Origin of the sequence: Roseobacter sp. HKCCD7870, assembly GCF_037830315.1 — a bacterium.
Taxonomy (GTDB): Bacteria; Pseudomonadota; Alphaproteobacteria; order Rhodobacterales; family Rhodobacteraceae; genus M30B80.
Genome location: NZ_JBBLYO010000001.1, coordinates 1244000 through 1262461 on the forward strand (window position 1 = coordinate 1244000; position 18462 = coordinate 1262461).

At 56.1% G+C, this 18462-nt stretch carries 17 protein-coding genes; 5 read left to right on the plus strand and 12 right to left on the minus strand.

Features of this window, described 5'->3' with window-relative positions; all coding sequences use genetic code 11:
• Nucleotides 1–65: 65 nt before the first annotated feature.
• Nucleotides 66–1349 carry an acetylornithine deacetylase/succinyl-diaminopimelate desuccinylase family protein gene (locus AAC637_RS06255; protein ID WP_340302776.1) on the plus strand — a complete coding sequence of 428 codons (1284 nt, stop codon included), beginning with the start codon at nt 66–68 and terminating at the stop codon, nt 1347–1349.
• Here the strand turns inward: AAC637_RS06255 and AAC637_RS06260 are convergent.
• Entirely contained in the window at nt 1346–1531 is a 186-nt protein-coding gene (locus AAC637_RS06260; RefSeq protein WP_340302777.1) for a hypothetical protein, read from the minus strand. The genes AAC637_RS06255 and AAC637_RS06260 overlap by 4 nt on opposite strands.
• Nucleotides 1532–1824: 293 nt before the next feature.
• On the opposite strand from AAC637_RS06260, the gene AAC637_RS06265 reads away from it, so the two are divergent.
• Nucleotides 1825–3294, plus strand: a complete 1470-nt coding sequence (locus AAC637_RS06265) for an ABC transporter substrate-binding protein (protein ID WP_340302778.1) — start codon at nt 1825–1827, stop codon at nt 3292–3294.
• A 78-nt stretch (nt 3295–3372) separates the two neighbouring features.
• On the opposite strand, the gene hemC is transcribed toward AAC637_RS06265, so the two are convergent.
• On the minus strand, nt 3373–4329 hold the full coding sequence (gene hemC, locus AAC637_RS06270; RefSeq protein ID WP_340302779.1) for a hydroxymethylbilane synthase: 957 nt from the start codon (nt 4327–4329) through the stop codon (nt 3373–3375).
• A 118-nt stretch (nt 4330–4447) separates the two neighbouring features.
• On the opposite strand from hemC, the gene hemE reads away from it, so the two are divergent.
• Nucleotides 4448–5476, plus strand: coding sequence for a uroporphyrinogen decarboxylase (gene hemE, locus AAC637_RS06275; protein WP_340302780.1), 1029 nt, complete (start codon nt 4448–4450; stop codon nt 5474–5476).
• Nucleotides 5477–5524: 48 nt separating this feature from the next.
• A complete protein-coding gene (locus tag AAC637_RS06280) occupies nt 5525–6583 on the plus strand; it encodes a glycosyltransferase family 4 protein (RefSeq protein WP_340302781.1) in 1059 nt (352 codons plus the stop codon).
• Here AAC637_RS06280 and hemF read toward each other — a convergent pair.
• Entirely contained in the window at nt 6580–7461 is an 882-nt protein-coding gene (gene hemF, locus AAC637_RS06285; RefSeq protein WP_340302782.1) for an oxygen-dependent coproporphyrinogen oxidase, read from the minus strand. The genes AAC637_RS06280 and hemF overlap by 4 nt on opposite strands.
• Before the next feature lie 262 nt (nt 7462–7723).
• On the opposite strand from hemF, the gene AAC637_RS06290 reads away from it, so the two are divergent.
• Nucleotides 7724–9220: a D-alanyl-D-alanine carboxypeptidase family protein gene (locus AAC637_RS06290; protein WP_340302783.1), complete on the plus strand. Its 1497-nt coding sequence runs from the start codon at nt 7724–7726 to the stop codon at nt 9218–9220.
• A gap of 3 nt (nt 9221–9223) precedes the next feature.
• Here AAC637_RS06290 and ccoS read toward each other — a convergent pair whose 3' ends face one another.
• The 9 genes from ccoS to fnrL all read right to left on the minus strand — a co-directional run bounded on the left by ccoS (nt 9224) and on the right by fnrL (nt 18457).
• On the minus strand, nt 9224–9382 hold the full coding sequence (ccoS, locus tag AAC637_RS06295; protein ID WP_340302784.1) for a cbb3-type cytochrome oxidase assembly protein CcoS: 159 nt from the start codon (nt 9380–9382) through the stop codon (nt 9224–9226).
• 8 nt (nt 9383–9390) lie between these two features.
• Nucleotides 9391–11589 carry a heavy metal translocating P-type ATPase gene (locus AAC637_RS06300; protein ID WP_340302785.1) on the minus strand — a complete coding sequence of 733 codons (2199 nt, stop codon included), beginning with the start codon at nt 11587–11589 and terminating at the stop codon, nt 9391–9393.
• A 7-nt stretch (nt 11590–11596) separates the two neighbouring features.
• Nucleotides 11597–12088, minus strand: coding sequence for a FixH family protein (locus AAC637_RS06305; RefSeq protein ID WP_340302786.1), 492 nt, complete (start codon nt 12086–12088; stop codon nt 11597–11599).
• Nucleotides 12085–13515, minus strand: coding sequence for a cytochrome c oxidase accessory protein CcoG (gene ccoG / locus AAC637_RS06310; protein WP_340302787.1), 1431 nt, complete (start codon nt 13513–13515; stop codon nt 12085–12087). Before ccoG ends, AAC637_RS06305 begins: the two co-directional genes overlap by 4 nt.
• A 331-nt stretch (nt 13516–13846) precedes the next feature.
• Nucleotides 13847–14743: a cytochrome-c oxidase, cbb3-type subunit III gene (gene ccoP, locus AAC637_RS06315; protein WP_340302788.1), complete on the minus strand. Its 897-nt coding sequence runs from the start codon at nt 14741–14743 to the stop codon at nt 13847–13849.
• A complete protein-coding gene (locus AAC637_RS06320; RefSeq protein ID WP_340302789.1) occupies nt 14740–14943 on the minus strand; it encodes a cbb3-type cytochrome c oxidase subunit 3 in 204 nt (67 codons plus the stop codon). The genes ccoP and AAC637_RS06320 overlap by 4 nt, the downstream gene beginning before the upstream one ends.
• Nucleotides 14944–14958: 15 nt before the next feature.
• A complete protein-coding gene (ccoO, locus tag AAC637_RS06325; protein ID WP_340244818.1) occupies nt 14959–15678 on the minus strand; it encodes a cytochrome-c oxidase, cbb3-type subunit II in 720 nt (239 codons plus the stop codon).
• Nucleotides 15679–15692: 14 nt separating this feature from the next.
• Nucleotides 15693–17294, minus strand: coding sequence for a cytochrome-c oxidase, cbb3-type subunit I (ccoN, locus tag AAC637_RS06330; RefSeq protein WP_340302790.1), 1602 nt, complete (start codon nt 17292–17294; stop codon nt 15693–15695).
• Nucleotides 17295–17707: 413 nt separating this feature from the next.
• A complete protein-coding gene (fnrL, locus tag AAC637_RS06335) occupies nt 17708–18457 on the minus strand; it encodes a transcriptional regulator FnrL (RefSeq protein ID WP_317656527.1) in 750 nt (249 codons plus the stop codon).
• Nucleotides 18458–18462 lie beyond the last annotated feature (5 nt).

Consider the following 18462-nt stretch of genomic DNA (forward strand, 5'->3'; position numbering starts at 1 on the left):
TTTGCACGGGCTTGCAATGCGCAAATTCCCACAGCAAGCTGAAAAAGACGGAAGGTGGGACAAAAATGGACAGCAAAGATCAACTTGAAACTGCGATTGCCGTACGGCGGGACGATTTGATCGCACTGACCCAAGATTTGATCCGCATCCCCACCCTCAACCCGCCCGGTCAAAACTATCGTGAAATTTGCGACTATCTCAAACAGCGCTTGGAGGCAGCGGGGTTCACGGTTGACTTAATCCGCGCCACAGGCGCGCTTGCCGATAGCGATACATATCCACGATGGAACATGGTGGCGCACTATGAGGGCGGCGCAGCGGGGGACACCGTTCATTTCAACAGCCATCACGATGTCGTGGAGGTTGGGCATGGATGGACGAAACCGCCTTTTGGCGGGGTTATCGAAGATGGCCGCATTTACGGGCGCGGGGCGTGCGATATGAAAGGTGGACTTGCAGCCTCAATCATCGCAGCTGAGGCCTTTATTGCCATCTACCCAAAATTCGCTGGTGCGATTGAAATCTCTGCCACCGCAGATGAGGAGTCAGGTGGCTTTGGCGGCGTTGCCTATCTGGCCGAGCAGGGCAGATTTGACCCTGCCCGCGTTCAGCATGTTGTTATCCCCGAACCTTTGCAAAAAGACCGCATCTGTCTTGGCCATCGTGGCGTTTGGTGGGCACAGGTCGAAACGAAGGGGCGCATCGCGCATGGCTCAATGCCATTCTTGGGCGACAGCGCCATCTCTCACATGGGCGCGGTTCTCGCAGAAATAGAAACGCATCTTTTGCCACTCCTCGCAGGAAAAACCACTGCAATGCCAGTCGTGCCACCGCAGGCGCGCCAATCCACGCTGAATATCAATTCAATCCATGGGGGCGAGGCTGAACAGGCCGAGGATTACACTGGCCTGCCAGCACCATGTGTTGCAGATCGCTGCCGCATCGTGATTGATCGCCGCTTTTTGATTGAAGAGGACATCGCAGCGGTCAAAGCGGAATTGACCGATATGCTAGAGCAGATCAAAGCCAGCCGCCCCCGATTTGACTATGAGATTTCCGATCTGTTCGAGGTGCAACCGAGCATGACGGATGAAAGCAGCCGGCTTGTGCAATCGGTGGGCCAGGCCATCGAACGCGTGTTGGCTCAAAAAGCGGAATATGTGGTCAGCCCAGGTACCTATGACCAAAAACATATCGACCGCATTGGTCGGTTGAAAAACTGCATCGCCTACGGGCCAGGTATTTTGGAGCTTGCCCACCAACCCGATGAATGGGTTGGGGTTGATGACATGGCAGACAGCGCGCTTGTTATGGCGCTGACCTTGGCAGAATTGCTACCAACAGCTTAGGGCTGAAGAACAAAACCCATATGCTCAATCGCGCGTTGCGCGATCTTGTCACCCTTGAGGGCCGCATCGTTCAAAACCTTCATCAGCCCCGAAAGTTTGCGGCTGCTGGCTTGCTCTTTCACGAAATTACTGACCTCTTCGGCAGACAGGGCGAGGATAGTCTGTGCTGTATCGCATACCATATGCGTATCTCCCGAGTTCGACCCTCGTCTCAGCGCATCGCCGCAAAGCGTATCTCACGCTATGGTCGACGGACTTATCAGAACCAACAAGTGCCGGTCCGTTCCAGAGCGTTAACCTCTCGTTACGATTCGGGCGAGTCGGAAATGACAGTTCTCCGACAGTATGCGCAGCCTTCCGCCTATCCCAATTCCCCCAAAAGGCACAGCAAGCAGGCCGCAATACAACCAGAACGCTTGCCAGACCAAGCCTTGCGGCACTACGATGGCCCTCTGAACTTTCGCGGGAGGGCCACATGGTTCGGTTTCTAACATCCGCCGCAACGGCGTTGATCATTTCCACCACATGCGCCTTTGCGCAAGGCAATAGCATCAAAATCGGGATGGTGCTTGAGCCGCCAAATCTCGACCCTACAGCAGGTGCAGCAGCGGCCATTGATGAGGTGGTCTATGCCAATGTTTTTGAAGGCCTGACACGGTTCGGCCCTGACGGCTCTGTGCAACCTGCGCTTGCGCGGTCATGGGAGATTTCAGACGATGGTTTGACCTATCGCTTCACCCTCGCGCCAAATGTGCAGTTTCACGATGGCAGCGACATGAATGTGGATGATGTGGTCTTTAGCCTAGATCGGGCCCGCGCTGAGGGCACCACCAACGCACAAGCCGCCCTCTTTGCAGGTATCGCCTCTGTTGTCGCAGAAAGCCCTGACACCGTTGTGGTTACGCTAAACGCCCCTGATGGGGCCTTTTTGTTCAAGATGGCTTGGGGGGATGCGGTGATCGTGGCCCCCGAAAGCGCAGAAACAAACGCGACCAACCCCATTGGCACAGGCCCCTTCCGCTTTGTCGATTGGGTGCAAGGGGATCGCGTGGAACTGGCCCGCAATGCCGCGTATTGGGGCACGCCCATCGCGCTCGACAGCGCAACCTTCCGCTTCATCACGGATCCAAATGCCGCCTATGCCGCATTGATGGCAGGTGATGTCGATGCTTTCCCAAATTTCCCAGCGCCTGAAACTTTGACCCAATTCGAGGCAGACCCACGCTTTAACGTGATTGTCGGCTCGACCGAAGGCGAGACAATTTTGGCGATGAACAACAAGCAAAGCCCGCTTGATGATATCCGCCTGAGAGAGGCGATTTCGCACGCGATCAATCGGCAGGACATTATTGACGGGGCTATGTTTGGCTATGGCACACCCATTGGCACACATTTCGCGCCGCATAATCCCGACTATGTAGATCTGACCGCGCAATCGAATTACGATCCAGAACGCGCGCGTGCTTTGCTGCAAGAGGCAGGCCTAGACGGGGTGACATTGCGTCTGATGCTGCCCCCGCCAGCCTATGCGCGCCGTGGCGGAGAGATCATTGCGGCCCAACTGCGTGAGATTGGTATTGAGACAGAAATCACCAATCTAGAATGGGCGCAGTGGCTCGAGCAGGTGTTCCGTGGTCGCGATTTTGATCTCACCATCGTCAGCCATACCGAACCGATGGATATCGGCATCTATGCGCGGGAGGATTACTATTTCCAATATGCCCGTCCCGAGTTTGTTGCGCTGAACGAGGCGCTGACCTTGGAAAGCGATCCTGCTGCGCGCAGCGACTTGCTCGGACAAATGCAGCGCATGATCGCGGATGATTATGTGAACGGCTACCTGTTTCAGTTGGCCAAAACAGGGGTTGCGGATGCGCGCATCCGTGGTCTTTGGGAAAATTCGCCGACACAGGCCAATGATCTGACAGACGTCTCTTGGGACTAGGGCACGCGATGTCCCGTTAAAAAAGCCCCGCTTTGCATCAGCGAAGCGGGGCTTTTTTCATCTCTTGTCACGCGCGCCTCAAGCCTTGGCGGTGATCCAATCAAAAAATCCTTCACCTGCGCGCGCGCGTAAATCCCGCGCCATATCCGCGCCAAGCTTCGCGGCCTCAGCAATGGGGGCGCTGCGATCCCCGCTCAAGACCTCGCTGCCATCGGGGCGCAATATCTCGCCGCGCAGACGCAACATAGGGCCATCAATCTCGGCCAGACCTGCAATCGGGGTTTCGCATGAGCCATCAAGCCCCGCCAAAAACGCGCGCTCAGCGGCAAGCCTGATGCCCGTGTCGCGATCATGAATACCAGCCAACATCTCGGCCATGCGGGGATCATTCGCGCGCCGCTCAATCCCGATGGCGCCTTGTGCAACAGCGGGCAGCATATCTTCGGGTGAAATGGCAGAACGCGCGACATCGGCCATGCCCAATCGATTAAGACCTGCCTGCGCCAAAAACGTGGCTCCTGCGACCCCGTCCTCAAGTTTTTTCATTCGCGTCTGCACATTGCCACGAAACTCGACCACCTCGAGATCAGGACGGCGCGCAGTCAATTGCGCACGCCTACGCAGGGAAGATGAGCCAACCTGCGTGCCAGCGGGCAAGGCATCGAGACTGTCAAATTCAAGTGACACAAATGCATCGCGCACATCCTCGCGCGGGAGGTAGCAATCAAGCAGCAAACCTTCGGGCTGCAAAACGGGCATATCCTTCATGGAATGCACCGCTATATCAATCGCCCCAGATAGCAGGTCTTCTTCTATCTCGCGAGTGAACAGACCCTTGCCGCCAATTTCCTTGAGAGGACGGTCTAAAACCTTGTCACCTGTGGTTTTTATGACCACAATTTCAAAGGCCTCATGCGGCAGATCAAAGGCCTCCGCAAGCCGCGCGCGCGTCTCATAGGCTTGCGCCAAAGCAAGGGGAGAACCACGCGTGCCAATGCGCAGTGGAGAGGCGGGAGTTGGTCGTTCGTTTTTCATGGGTTCTTTCTAACTCTGTCAACTTGACATGACAACCATAGACAGCATGGCTTGGGCAGGTTAGGACAGGATTGAGCCTACATCCAAAGAAATTTGGCGCAAGAAAATCGGATCGACCATGACAAAAACACTTCTGCGCGCGTTGAGCGGCGAAACCCTCCCCACTCCACCCGTCTGGCTGATGCGCCAAGCGGGGCGCTACTTGCCCGAATATCGCGCGACACGCGCGCAGGCTGGGAATTTTCTTTCGCTGTGCTACACACCCGATTTGGCGGCAGAAGTCACCTTGCAACCAATTCGCCGCTACGGGTTCGATGCTGCAATTCTGTTCGCAGATATTCTCTTGATCCCCGATGCGCTTGGCGCGGATTTGTGGTTTGTCACGGGTGAAGGCCCACGCCTCTCTACAATCACTGGGCCAGACGGCTTAAAGCCTTTGAAGGGCAAGGACGACATCCACGACCATCTCGCGCCTGTTTATGAAACCGTTAAAATCTTGTCGCAAGAATTGCCCAAAGAAACCACACTCATTGGTTTTGCAGGCGCGCCATGGACAGTGGCCACATACATGATCGCAGGGCGCGGCACACCCGACCAAGCGCCCGCACATAAACTGCGCCAAGAAGATCCCGCAACTTTTGACGCGCTCATCAACCTGCTGACCGATGCGACCATCGAATATCTCTCAAAGCAGGTCGAAGCCGGTGCAGAGGTCGTGAAAATCTTTGACAGTTGGGCAGGCTCGCTGAAAGGCGAGGCTTTTGACCGATATGCGCTAGAGCCCGCGAAAAAGATCACCCAAGAGATGAAGCAGCGTTTTCCAGGCTTGCCCGTCATCGCGTTCCCGCGTGAGGCAGGCGACAAATATATTGGCTTCGCAAAGGCTGTTGGTGCGGATTGTTTGGCCCTCGACACGAGTGTTGATGCGACATGGGCGGCACAGCATTTGCAAAAGGATGGCTGCGTGCAGGGCAATCTTGACCCCAAGCTGATGATCACAGGCGGTGATGCCTTGCGCCAAGAGGCGCGGCGCATTGTGGACGCGCTGAAAAACGGGCCTCATATTTTCAACCTCGGCCATGGCATTACACCTGAAGCTGATCCTGAAAATGTGCACGTTCTGCTTGAGGAAATTCGCCGCGCGTAAGCCGCGCGGCGCTTGCCCATGCCGCGTTTGCGCGGTAACGCTCAGGGCATGGCGCACCCTAGGATTGATCAAATCGACATCCTCGCCCCCAATTTCAAGCAACGCTTGTCTGGGGTGACGGCGACCATTGTGCGCCTCGTGCCGCATCAGGCTGAAAAGGTGGCGATAGCCGCCGTAGGGCGCGGCTTGCCCACAGGCTTGCCACAAATCCCGCTCAATGATCTGCTTACAATGTCGAAAAACGGGCCACATGGCCCGCGCGTCTGGCACGCAAGGCGCAATAATGAAATGTTGGCGGGGATCGTGCTGAAGCATGTTTTTGGAAAGCGGTTAAAACTGCTGTTCACCTCCGCATCACAACGAAACCACACGCGCTACACGAAATGGCTGATTGGCCACATGGATCATGTGATCGCTACGTCTCAGAAAACGGCGGCCTTCTTGGATCGACCCGCAACTGTGATTTTGCACGGAATTGATATTCACGCGTTCAGCCCTGCGCCCGATCACAGCGCGCTGAAAGCCAAGCTTGGCTTTGGCAAAGGACCATTGATTGGATGTTATGGCCGTATTCGCCCTTCAAAAGGGACAGATCAGTTTGTGGATGCAATGATCAACCTTCTGCCCCAACATGAGGGGGCAGAGGCGGTTATTTTAGGCCGCGCAACCGACCGGCATAAAGACTATTTGAAATCGCTAAAGGCAAAGATCGCCGCAGCAGGCCTTCAGGGGCGGGTTCATTTCCCAGCCGAAGTTCCAACGCATGAGATTATTCCCTATTATCAGGCGCTGGATCTGTTTGTGGCCCCGCAGCGACACGAAGGGTTTGGCTTAACCCCGCTCGAGGCAATGGCCTGTGGTGTTCCCGTAATAGCCACCCGCGCAGGTGCATTCGAAGAACTGATCCGCGATGGGGAAACCGGATATTTGGTCGGGATTGAAGATCAAGCAGCGCTAGAGACGCAGATCGACCACCTTTTGCAGGATGCACCGTTGCGCAGCAAAATGGGCGCGGCTGCCCACGCCCATATGGTTGATCACTTTTCGCTAGAACGCGAAGCAGATGCGATCATCTCAGTCTATCAGCGCCTCTTGAGCGGGACTTAAACCCACTTGGCCAAAGGCGGCAAGCTCATCAAAACAGCATTTGCATCATGGCCTGTCTCAAGGCCAAATTTTGTGCCGCGATCATAAACGAGATTATATTCGGCATAGAGACCGCGATGGATCAACTGAACGTCACGATCCGCCTCGTCAAATGCCATCTCGCGCCGCTTTTCGACCACGCCTAAAAAGGCAGGTAGAAAGGCACGACCGACATCTTGGGTAAAGGCGAAATCCGCCTCCCAATCGCCCGTGTTCAGATCATCGTAGAAAATCCCGCCAACCCCACGCGCGCGACCACGATGCGGCACATAGAAATACTCATCTGCCCATGCTTTGAAACGGGGATAGATGTCGCCACCATGCTTGTCGCAATGCGCCTTGAGAACCGCGTGAAAATCCGCGGTGTCTTCCTCATATTCGATGCAAGGGTTAAGGTCAGAACCGCCCCCGAACCACCACCCGTGCGGCGTCCAGAACATGCGTGTATTCATGTGCACCGCAGGGACATGCGGGTTGTTCATATGCGCAACCAAACTGATACCCGAAGCCCAAAAACGCGGGTCATCCCGCAGGCCTTCCATATCTTTGCGCGCAGACATTGCCGCCACAGCGCGCGCGCCCAATGTGCCATGCACAGTGGACACATTGACACCGACCTTCTCAAAGACCCTGCCCCCGCGCATCACGCTCATGAGGCCACCCCCTGCATCGCTGCCATCCTCGGAATGACGTTTGGTCTGCGACACATCAAATCGTCCCGCGTCATCGGCGCTCTGGTGGCGGTCTTCCAAATCTTCAAACGCGGCCACGATATCATCGCGCAATTGCCTAAACCACGCGGCAGCGCGGGCTTTGCGCTCATCAAAGGGATCGGTCATGCAAATCGTCCTACAGTTGTATTGCGCATACCTAACACCACCTTTGACATAAGGTCACGCGCTGAAAGCAAAAATCCGAATGAAATATGAAAAATACGCTTGCAAATACAAGCATGGGGCCCGCACCATGCAGCAAATTTCTTGTGATCAAGAAAGCTGAAACCTTCCAATAGTTTATCATGGATTTTTTCAAACTTCTGCCGTATTGTCGGAGGATAACAACCGCGTCAGACGGTTAATTGAGGCAGAGTGAGCAGGTCTCGTGGCATATAATCGGTTTTTTTCCGCCCTTCTGGGGCTTTTAATTGTTGTCTTTTTCGCTGCGACACCCGTAAAGGCCGCGCCTTATGCGGCCATGGTGATTGACGCACGAACGGGCGAGGTTTTGCATTCGCGTAATGCGGATACACGACTGCACCCCGCCTCTCTGACCAAGATGATGACGCTTTACATCGCTTTTGAGGCGGTGCGGCTTGGCGAAATTACCATGGACACCTTGGTTACGGTGTCGCAAAACGCGGCCGCAGAACCCCCCTCGAAACTCGGTTTGCGCGCAGGCCAGCAAATTCGTCTACGCTATTTGGTGCGCGCGGCGGCTGTGCGCTCGGCCAATGACGCGGCAACGGCCATTGGCGAAGCGATTGAGGGGTCAGAGGCGGCCTTTGCACGGCGCATGACCCGTACCGCAGAAGCCCTAGGGATGACGCGCACAACATTTCGCAATGCCCATGGCCTAACTGCGGAGGGCCATTTGTCGACCGCTAATGACATGACAATGCTTGGGCGGCGCATGGTTTATGACTATCCAGAATATTACAACCTGTTCTCGCGCCTTTCGACTGATGCAGGTGTCGCGACTGTGCGCAACACGAACCGCGCTTTTTTGTCGGCCTATCGTGGCGCCGATGGGATCAAGACAGGCTATACGCGCGCCGCAGGATTTAATCTCGTGGCCTCCGCCCAGCGCGGCGATGTGCGTATCATTGCCACTGTCTTTGGCGGCCAATCTACGGCATGGCGCAACCAACGCGTCTCGGAGTTATTGGATATGGGCTTTGCCCGCGCGCCTGCCCATGCCGAATTGAGATTGGCAGGCTTCCCCGTCTATTCAGGCGGCTCAGGCGGCGGCGGGAGTGGGCCTGCCAGCGATTACGAGCGCGGGCCAGTTGCACGCACGATCCGCCCCTCAGGGGTTGTTGCGCGCAGCCTAGTGCCGCAACCGCGCCCGCTTCCAATTACACCGCCAAGTGAAACCTTACTCGCCGCGATTGATGTTGCAGTTGAGGAGGCGCTCACAGCCGCAACCCCCAGTGCCGAAGGGGCAGCCTCTGTCATCAGCGAGGCAGACACCCAGCCCGTGATCGTGGATGACGCACCAAGCCCCGCCCTTGCAAGTTTAGATGAGGACGCGCTTGCGCCGGAAGAGGCGCCTTTGCCAAGCCAACGCCCAATCGAATTGGCGGCAGCACTTTCTGAAAATGCCTTACCTTCTGCGCCTGAAATCGTGACCCGTGCTACGTCTACGGGCGAGCGGCTTTATGCGATATCCTTGGGGCGTTACCCCACCCAGAACACCGCTGAGCGTTTGCTGCTGCAAACGGCTTTGTCGGAATCTTCGCTGCAACAGGCCCTGCGCCATGTGACCCAACGCCAAGGTGGCTTTGAGGCGCAATTCGCGGGCATGACAGAAGATGAGGCCACTCGCGCCTGCGCACGGCTTGTGGCGCGCGACACAGCCTGCATGGTGGTCGGGCCGTAAAACTTAACTTTTGGGTTTGTCGTCAAAATCACTGCGCAAAATGCGCGCAGCGTCCCCTTCTGGGTCATCATATTGCCCGCCTTTCAGCGACCAAAAGAAAGCAGCCAAGCCAACAGCCCCAAGAAACAGGGACGCGGGGATGAGAAGTGCGAGAATATCCATAAACCACCCTACCCCCGAAGCCGCAACGCGTTCAAGGACACTGTGATGGAGGAGGCCGACATGGCCAAGGCCGCCACCAAGGGGGTCGCAAAACCCGCCACTGCAATCGGCACGGCAATCACGTTATAGGCCGTAGCCAATGTGAAATTTTCTTTGATCCGCGCCCGCGCGCGTTTCGCGGTCTCCATTGCATCGGGCAACGGCGCCAAATCGCGCCCAAGCAGCACCATATCCGAGGCCGCACGGGCCGCGTCCAAGGCGGTTGCAGGCGAGATCGACACATGAGCCGAGGCCAAAGCAACTGTGTCATTTAATCCATCCCCCACCATCAACACCTTATGACCCTGATCCGCGAGGTCCTTCAGCATTGCCGCTTTTTCTTCAGATTTGGCATTGGCGCGGTAGTCTTCAATGCCAAGTCGCGCAGCGAAGCTTGCAACCGCCCCTTCTTGATCGCCAGACAGCATCAAAATCCGAACGCCCTTGGCCTTAAGCGCGGCGATTGTAGCCTCTGCCCCATCGCGAATGTGATCGCGGAACCGCAGGGCAACGGGCGGCGTATCGCCAATCGCCAGATAGGTCGCCGTTTCGTCCAATGCCTCTGCGCCGACCCATTCGGCACGGCCCAATCGGATCATTTGACCCTGATAGCGCCCTTCGACCCCCAACCCTAACTTTTCGCGCAAATCGTCAAGCAGGGCGGGATTCACCTTCAAATCGGCCAAGGCCTCCGCCAATGCGCGTGACAGCGGGTGATCTGACCCTGCGACCATTGCTGCAAGGATGGCTTTTTGCGCGGCGCTTAAGTCATCAAGCCCCATCGCCTCGGGCGCGCCCATGGTAAGCGTGCCTGTTTTGTCAAAGACCACGCAATCCACTTCGGCAAGACGCTCAAGCGCGGTTGCATGTTTGATCAGCAGACCCTTCCGAAACAACCGACCCGAGGCCGCGGTTGTCACAGCAGGCACCGCCAGACCAAGCGCGCACGGGCAGGTGATGATCAAAACCGCAGCGGCAATATTGAGTGAGACGCGAATGTCTTGCGTATAGAGCCACCAACCGACAGCCGCCAAAACGGACAAGATATGCACAAATGGCGCGTAAAGTTTGGCGGCCTGATCGGCCAGCGAGGTGTAATTGCTGCGCCCCGCTTCTGCCATTGCAACCAGATCAGCGATACGCGCAAGCGAACTGTCCCGACCTGCCGCCGTCACCCGCAGGTCTAGCGGGCCCGTCAGATTGATCTCGCCCGCGCTGACCTGCCCACCCACACCAATGGCCGCAGGCAGGCTTTCCCCCGTCATGAGCGCACGATCAAGTTCGGATGTGCCGCGGGTCACCACGCCATCAGCAGGGATCCGCCCCCCTGGACGCACGCGGATCACATCACCGATGGCTAGATCAGCAGCGGCGACAGCCTCTTCGCCTGTTGCCGTTACGCGCAAGGCGCGCGGCACTTCAAGGGCGGACAGCTCTTGTGCCGCAGATCGCGCAGATGCGCGGGTTTTGAAATCCAAATACCGCCCGCCTAAGAGGAAAAAGCACAAAGACACCGCCGCATCAAAATACGCATGTGCCCCAGAATGCATTGTCTCATAAAGCGAGGTTATAAGCGCCAAGAGAATGGCGAGGGTGATTGGCACATCCATATTCAGCCGGCCCACCCGCAAAGCAGACCATGCCGAAACATAAAACGGACGGCCGGCGAAAATCACCGCAGGAATGGCAATGGCGGCTGATATCCAATGCATCATGTCGCGGGTCACACCCTCAGCCCCCGACCAAACCGCAACCGAAAGCAGCATCACATTCATCATAGCGAAGAAGGCAACACCCAGCCGCATCAGCAAATCGCGACCCTGCCTTTGTGCGGCCGTGCTGCTCAGGCGACCTGCATCAAGCTCGTGCGCCTCGTAACCAACAGCCGCCAGACGCGCGATCAAATCATCGACCGACACTGTGCCATCGGTTTTCACAGCCGCGCGGCGCAAGGTGAGGTTCACCCGTGCATCCGTCACGCCTTGCATCTTGCTCAACGCCCGCTCAACCGCCGAAATGCAGGCCGCGCAATGGATTGTTGGCAAGGACACCATGATTTCCGCATCTTTGGGCAATTCTGCCAAATGCTCGGCCAAAGGGGCCACGCTGCAGGCGGGACAGGCTGCAGGTCTTGGCCGTTCTTCGTAATGGAAATCAGTGGTGGCCATGATGTGTTTAGTTCACCCAAAAAGTCAGGTTATGGCGGTAATCCGTGCCGTCATCCGCACGCCCTGTCAGGCGCAAACGCCACCGCCCTTGATCCAAATCTGCGGGTGCCTGCCATGCGCCATCCATGAGCTGCAGGGCCAAAAGCTGATCTTGGGTTTGGTTCGTGGGGCGGGTCAAAAGCGCCTCCATCTGCGCGGGCATCACAGGCGCGCCTGACGCGTCGGTCAAATGCAAGATTACAGTCGCCCCTGCCCCACTCCCCCGCGTTTCAACCGCCGCTTGCCAGTGCAAAGCCTCTTGGGCATCGCGGCGTATGTTGAAATCCTGACTGTCGGCGTAGGAGGAGCTGACCTCCAACCCAGGAAAAGTGGACAGGGCTTGAAACGCCATAAAGATATTCACGGCGAACATAACCCCGAAAAATCCCACAAAAATCATCAACACCTTGCCCCCTGTCAGGCGGCCTTTACTGGGGTTATTGCTTATCGGCATGCTCATTCCATATCTCTCCCTGCAAAGCTGCTGTCTTGTGAACTGCGCTCATTGGTGGCGAGGTTTTCAATCCAAAACCGAATATCCGTGCGCTCGCTTTGCGCAGCTTGGCTGTTGGGGGTTGCGTAAACATAGACGCGCTGCAAATGGGTTTCATCGGCGGGCACAGTGACGGTGGTGTCATCTTCACCTTCAAGGCTGATCTCCAAGCCCGCCTCTGAGACAACGCTCACGGCGAACACGGCATCCTCATGGGTCATGTTGCGCAGACGAATGTCATAGGTGTTGCGGATCGTCCCGTCAGACAGCGTGACATAAAGCGGGTTGCGCACAGGCGCGACCGTCATGTCGATCTCACCCCGCATAAACAAGGCCACAGTCAAACCGATACCGATGCCCGACCACAGGATCGTGTAAATAATCGTGCGCAGACGAAAGATGTGTTTCCACACAGAAACTTTTTTATTTCCAGCGCGCTCGTTCTCTTCATCGGTCAAGGCCATATAGTCAATCAAACCGCGCTCTTTGCCAACCTTGGCCATCATATCATCGCAGGCATCAATGCACAGCGCGCAGGTGATGCATTCCAACTGCTGACCATCGCGGATATCGATCCCGACAGGGCAGACATTCACGCAGGCATTACAGTCGATGCAATCGCCCAACTGATCTGCGCCTTCTGCCTTGCGGTGCTTACCACGCGGCTCGCCGCGCCAATCACGATAAGCGACCGTGATTGTATGCTCGTCCATCATCGCGGCCTGAATACGGGGCCACGGGCACATGTAGATGCAAACCTGCTCGCGCATGAATCCGCCAAACACAAAGGTTGTCGCGGTCAAAACGGCGATGGTTGTATAGGCAACAATATGGGCCTGCCCTGTCAGGAAATCGCCAAGCAGGGTCGGTGCATCGGTGAAATAGAACACCCACGCCCCCCCAGTTGCGACCGCAATCGCCAACCAAACCGCCCATTTAAACAACCTGAGCCGGAGTTTGCGCGCATCCCATTTGGCATTCCACAAACGCACGCGTGCGTTGCGATCGCCCTCAATCCACCGCTCAACAGTGAAGAACAAATCCGTCCAGACCGTTTGCGGGCAGGAATAACCGCACCAAACCCGACCAAGGGCAGAGGTAAAGAGGAACAACCCCAATCCCGCCATGATCAAAAGGCCCGCTACAAAATAGAATTCATGGGGCCATATCTCGATCCAGAAGAAGAAAAAACGGCGGTTGGCCAAGTCGACCAAAACAGCCTGATCGGGCAGGGAGGGGCCACGATCAAACCGTATCCATGGCGTGACATAATAAATCGCCAAGGTGATGGCCATAATCACCCATTTCAAATTGCGGAAATTGCCTTTCACACGGCGGGGAAAGACAGGCTCACGCGCAGCATATAGCTTTGGCGGCTCTGAAGAGGTGGTCATAGCTGACGCATCCTTGCATGATTCGATAATAGGTCTGGTCCTCGTTCGCGCGGTCAAACTACGGCCAAAACGGCGTTGCTTCTTTGACTTGAATCAAACAATGGGCTCAAGGGTCGGCGGCTGTCATCTGCCACATAAATCCGACTGCGATCCTTGACTTGGGCGCGTTTCGCGCTTTCTTGCTTCAATAAAAAACCTATCTCCACATTGCGCAGAGAGAGGTTTGAGGAGGAAGACGTCGGCCTCGTAGGAAACGCGCGAACAGGACTGAGGCCGACGCCGCACCACATTTCGCAAGGGAAACATGGATTTTTGTGCCCGAGGGCGGCGGTTATTCACCGCCCCCAAGCGAATGGACATAAAGCGCAACCGAACGGATCTCGGCTTCGGACAGGCGCTCATTCCAGTTTGGCATCACACCAAATCGGGCATAGCGCACGGTCTCCTCGATCTTCTCCGCAGAGCCGCCATAGAGCCAGATTGCATCGGTCAAATTGGGGGCGCCCATGAAACGATCCCCAAGGCCTTGATCCCCGTGGCACGCAGCGCAGTTATTGAGGAACACCTCCTGTCCTGCAGCGGCGAGCCCCGCATCATGCTCTTGGTTCGAAATTGCCAGAACATGATTGACGACCTGACCGATTTCTTCATCGCTGAGCATGCCTTCAAAAGCAGTCATCGCTGAATAGCGCGCATCTGGGTCTGTCTCGTTGCGGATGCCGTGGGTGACAGTGTAGTGGATATCGTCAATACTCCCGCCCCATAGCCAATCATCATCCAACAGGTTCGGGTATCCTGCGGCCTGAACACCAGCTGCGCCCGATCCGTGACATTGCGCGCACCATGTGCGGAAGGTCGCCGCGCCACCTTGGATCGCGTAATTATAAAGATCAGGTGTGGCCTGCGGGGTGATGGTCGCAAGATCGACTGTCTCAAGCTCTTGACGCAGACCTGCATTCATCGCGTCAAATTCCGCAATGTCATCGACCACATTGGCGCGGGTCGAGAACCCAAGCAAACCTGGCGTTGCCTCTTTCAACAGCGGCCATGCGGGATAGGCCACAGTATAGGCCAAGCCCCACACGATACAGGCGTAGAATGTCCACAACCACCAACGTGGCAGGGGGTTGTTGAACTCTTTGATCCCATCCCAAGAATGGCCCGTTGTTTCAGGGTCACCCGCTTGCAAGGTTGGGTCAACGTGATTTGCGTTTTTATGGTCGGTCATTGCCGTGCCTCCTTGGTCGCAGGGCTGCGTGCGGCGGGCTTGTCATCATGGCGAAAGGGGATATTTGCCGTGTCTTCGTGAACTTTGCGGCTTCCTGGACGGAAGGTGAAAAACACCACCGCCACGAAAGAGACAAACATAAACACAGCACCCCAAGAGCCTGCAAAAACCCGCATCAGGGTGTAGCTGTCATCAAGCATCAGGTCAGCCCTCCCTTAGCGGCTTTCGTCAGGCGTAAAGGTCGAGAAATCGACCAATGTGCCCAACATTTGCAGATATGCGACCAAAGCATCCATTTCGGTCACGGCGGGATTACCATCAAAGTCGCGCTGCTGCGCGCCGGGATAGCGGGCGACAACACCCGCATCGCCATAGGTCGTAGCCTGTTCGATGAAATCGAGCTGGGCCATTTCCAATTGCTCATCCGTGTATGGCACACCGACCAAGCGGTGGGTTTCCATCAGATCAACAACATGCTCAGGCGAGATTACACGATCAGATAGGAACCCATAAGCGGGCATGACGGATTCAGGCACAACCGATTGCGGATCGGTCAAGTGATCCACATGCCAAGCATCCGAATAACGGCCGCCCACACGGGCCAAATCTGGCCCCGTGCGCTTAGAGCCCCACTGGAACGGATGGTCATACATGGATTCAGCCGCAAGGCTGTAATGACCATAACGCTCCACCTCATCGCGCATTGGACGGATCATCTGGCTATGACAGACATAGCAGCCTTCACGCACATAGATTTCGCGACCCGTCAATTCGAGCGGTGAGTAGGGACGCATCCCATCCACTTCTTCGATTGTGTTCTCAAGGTAAAACAAGGGGGCGATTTCCACGATACCGCCGATGGTGACGACCAGAAAGCTGAGCGTCAGCAGAAGCGTGGCATTGGTTTCAATTTTCTTGTGACCTTCAAGAGCCATTTCTCACGCCCTCCTTATTCTGCTGGTGCCATGGCAGGGGCTTGCTGCGTAGCAGCGCCTTTGCGCACGGTCATCCAGAGGTTGTAGGCCATGATGATCGCCCCAGTGAGATACATGACCCCACCCAAGCCGCGCACCACATACATTGGGAATTTGGCCGAAACCGTGTCTGCGAAAGAGTTCACAAGGAAGCCTTGCGCATCAACTTCACGCCACATCAGACCTTCCATGATCCCCGTGACCCACATCGAAGATGCGTATAGAACGATCCCAATGGTCGCCAACCAATAGTGCCACGACACGGCCCGCAGGGAATACAGCGCCTGGCGGTTCCACAGTTTGGGCACGAGATAGTAGAGCATCCCGAAGGTGATCATCCCGTTCCAGCCCAAGGCACCAGAATGCACGTGACCAATCGTCCAGTCCGTGTAATGCGACAGCGAGTTCACCGCGCGGATCGACATCATTGGGCCTTCGAATGTGGACATTCCGTAGAAGGCAACCGAGGTGACCATCATCCGCAACACAGGATCCGTGCGCAGCTTGTCCCAAGCACCCGACAAGGTCATCAGGCCATTGATCATACCACCCCAAGAAGGCATCCAAAGAATGATTGAAAACACCATACCAAGGGTAGAAGCCCAGTCAGGCAGCGCGGTGTAATGCAAATGGTGAGGGCCTGCCCAGATATACAGGAAGATCAGCGCCCAGAAGTGGATGATCGACAATTTATACGAGTAGACAGGTCGCTCGGCCTGTTTTGGAATGAAGTAATACATCATCCCCAAAAAGCCCGCCGTTAGGAAGAAGCCCACAGCATTGTGGCCATACCACCATTGCGTCATTGCGTTTTGCACGCCCGAGAACACCTGAACCGAGCGCGACCCAAAGATCGACACTGGGATCGCAAGGTTATTGACCACATGCAACATGGCCACGGTCATGATAAAGGACAGCAAGAACCAGTTGGCCACATAAATATGCGGCTCACGGCGGCGGATCAGCGTGCCAACATACACGGCCAAAAACGCCACCCAAACGATGGTCAACCATAGGTCAACATACCATTCAGGTTCCGCATATTCTTGGCTTTGGGTTGCGCCAAGCAGATAGCCTGTCGCCGCCAGAACGATGAACAGCTGATAGCCCCAGAACACGAACCAAGCCAGACCGCCGCCCCAAAGCCGTGCGGCCGTGGTGCGTTGAACAATGTAAAATGACGCGGCCAAAAGCGCGTTACCCCCAAAGGCGAAGATCACCGCCGATGTGTGCAAAGGGCGCAAGCGGCCAAAGTTACCAAAGGGCTGAGCCCAATCGAAATTCAACTGCGGAAAGGCAAGTTGAAACGCGATATATGTGCCAGCGAGAAAACCAACCACGCCCCAGAATACTGTGGCGATGGTGGCGGCGCGCACTGGCCCGTCATTATATTCGTCCAAGGCTGGAGCAAGCTGTGGCTCGCCAGTGCGGCGCAATTGCCACAAAAACACCCCCGATGCGACCAGCATGACCAAAACGGCATGCACCATATAGGCGTCATCGCGGGCATATTGCGCAGCAATCGCGGCCAAAACCGCAATCAGACCAAGGATCAATAGCTTTGCATAATCAAGCATAGATCGTCCCTTCGTATCGCTCTTGAGGTGAATCAATCACCCGTAAAGCTGTTTCCTATTGCGCCTCAAATCGCCCATGTGGGGCGATCCCTCCTTGATCCATGTCAAGAGTTTCCGCGCTTTCTTTTGACTCAAGTCAAAGGCTGATGCGCTCTGCGCGGCCTAAGCTCGGCCCGAGTGCCATGCAAACCTAAATGCGAATAAGACCCCCGCGCAAAAGGATCAGACCACCACGCAGTGCGCAGCACGCCACGCGGGGTAGCGGCATAAGATTTTCCAAAAAATAATGCTGGCGCAGCCAATGCTGACACAGCCCCAACAACAAGCTGCCGCCTGCGTCTTTGCATTGCGATCCCCCCAATCTTGCGCGGCTGGCCTGCGCGCGCGTGAGGTGAATTAAATCGCGCAAAGCCCTAGGATGGCAAGCCCCCATCATCATCATCGCCCGTCTCATCCAACAAGGCTTCGAAATCTGGGATGATGATGCGCCGCTTGCCGTCCAATTCGATGACACCGTCCTTGCGCAAGGCAGTCATTTGGCGGCTGACTGTCTCGATAGTTAAGCCCATATAATCCGCCATCGCCTCGCGCGTGAGCGGCAAATCAAAGCTCAAAGGCCCGCCCAGAGAGGGCACATTTTTAAGGCTCGCGTCACGCCGCGCAATGATTGTCAGGAAAGAGGCGATTTTCTCGCGCGCAGTCTTGCGGCCCAAGAGCAGCATCCACTCCCGCGCGGCATCCAACTCATCCAATGTCATTTCCAACAAGCGTTGGCTGACATGGGGCGTGGTGGCAATCAATTGTTGAAACGGATTGCGGCGGAAACAGCACAGCACAATATCAGTTGCCGCATGCACATCATAAGATACCGTGTCACGATTCGGACGACCCAAGAAATCTGAAGGCAACAAAAGACCAACCATTTGGCGGCGGCCATCCTCCATGGTTTGGGTCATTGACGCGACACCCGAGACAACCGATGCCACGAATTCCATCGGATCGCCCGCCCAAACAATCGGCTGCCCTGCCGTAAAGCCTTTATAATACTTGATTTCTTCCAAAAGCGTTAGTTCATCCGGCTCGCATCGTGCACAAACCGCTTTGTGGCGAATAGGACAATCAGCGCAGTCCTGTTTTGGTAGGGTCAGCGGTCTGTTTGGCATGGATG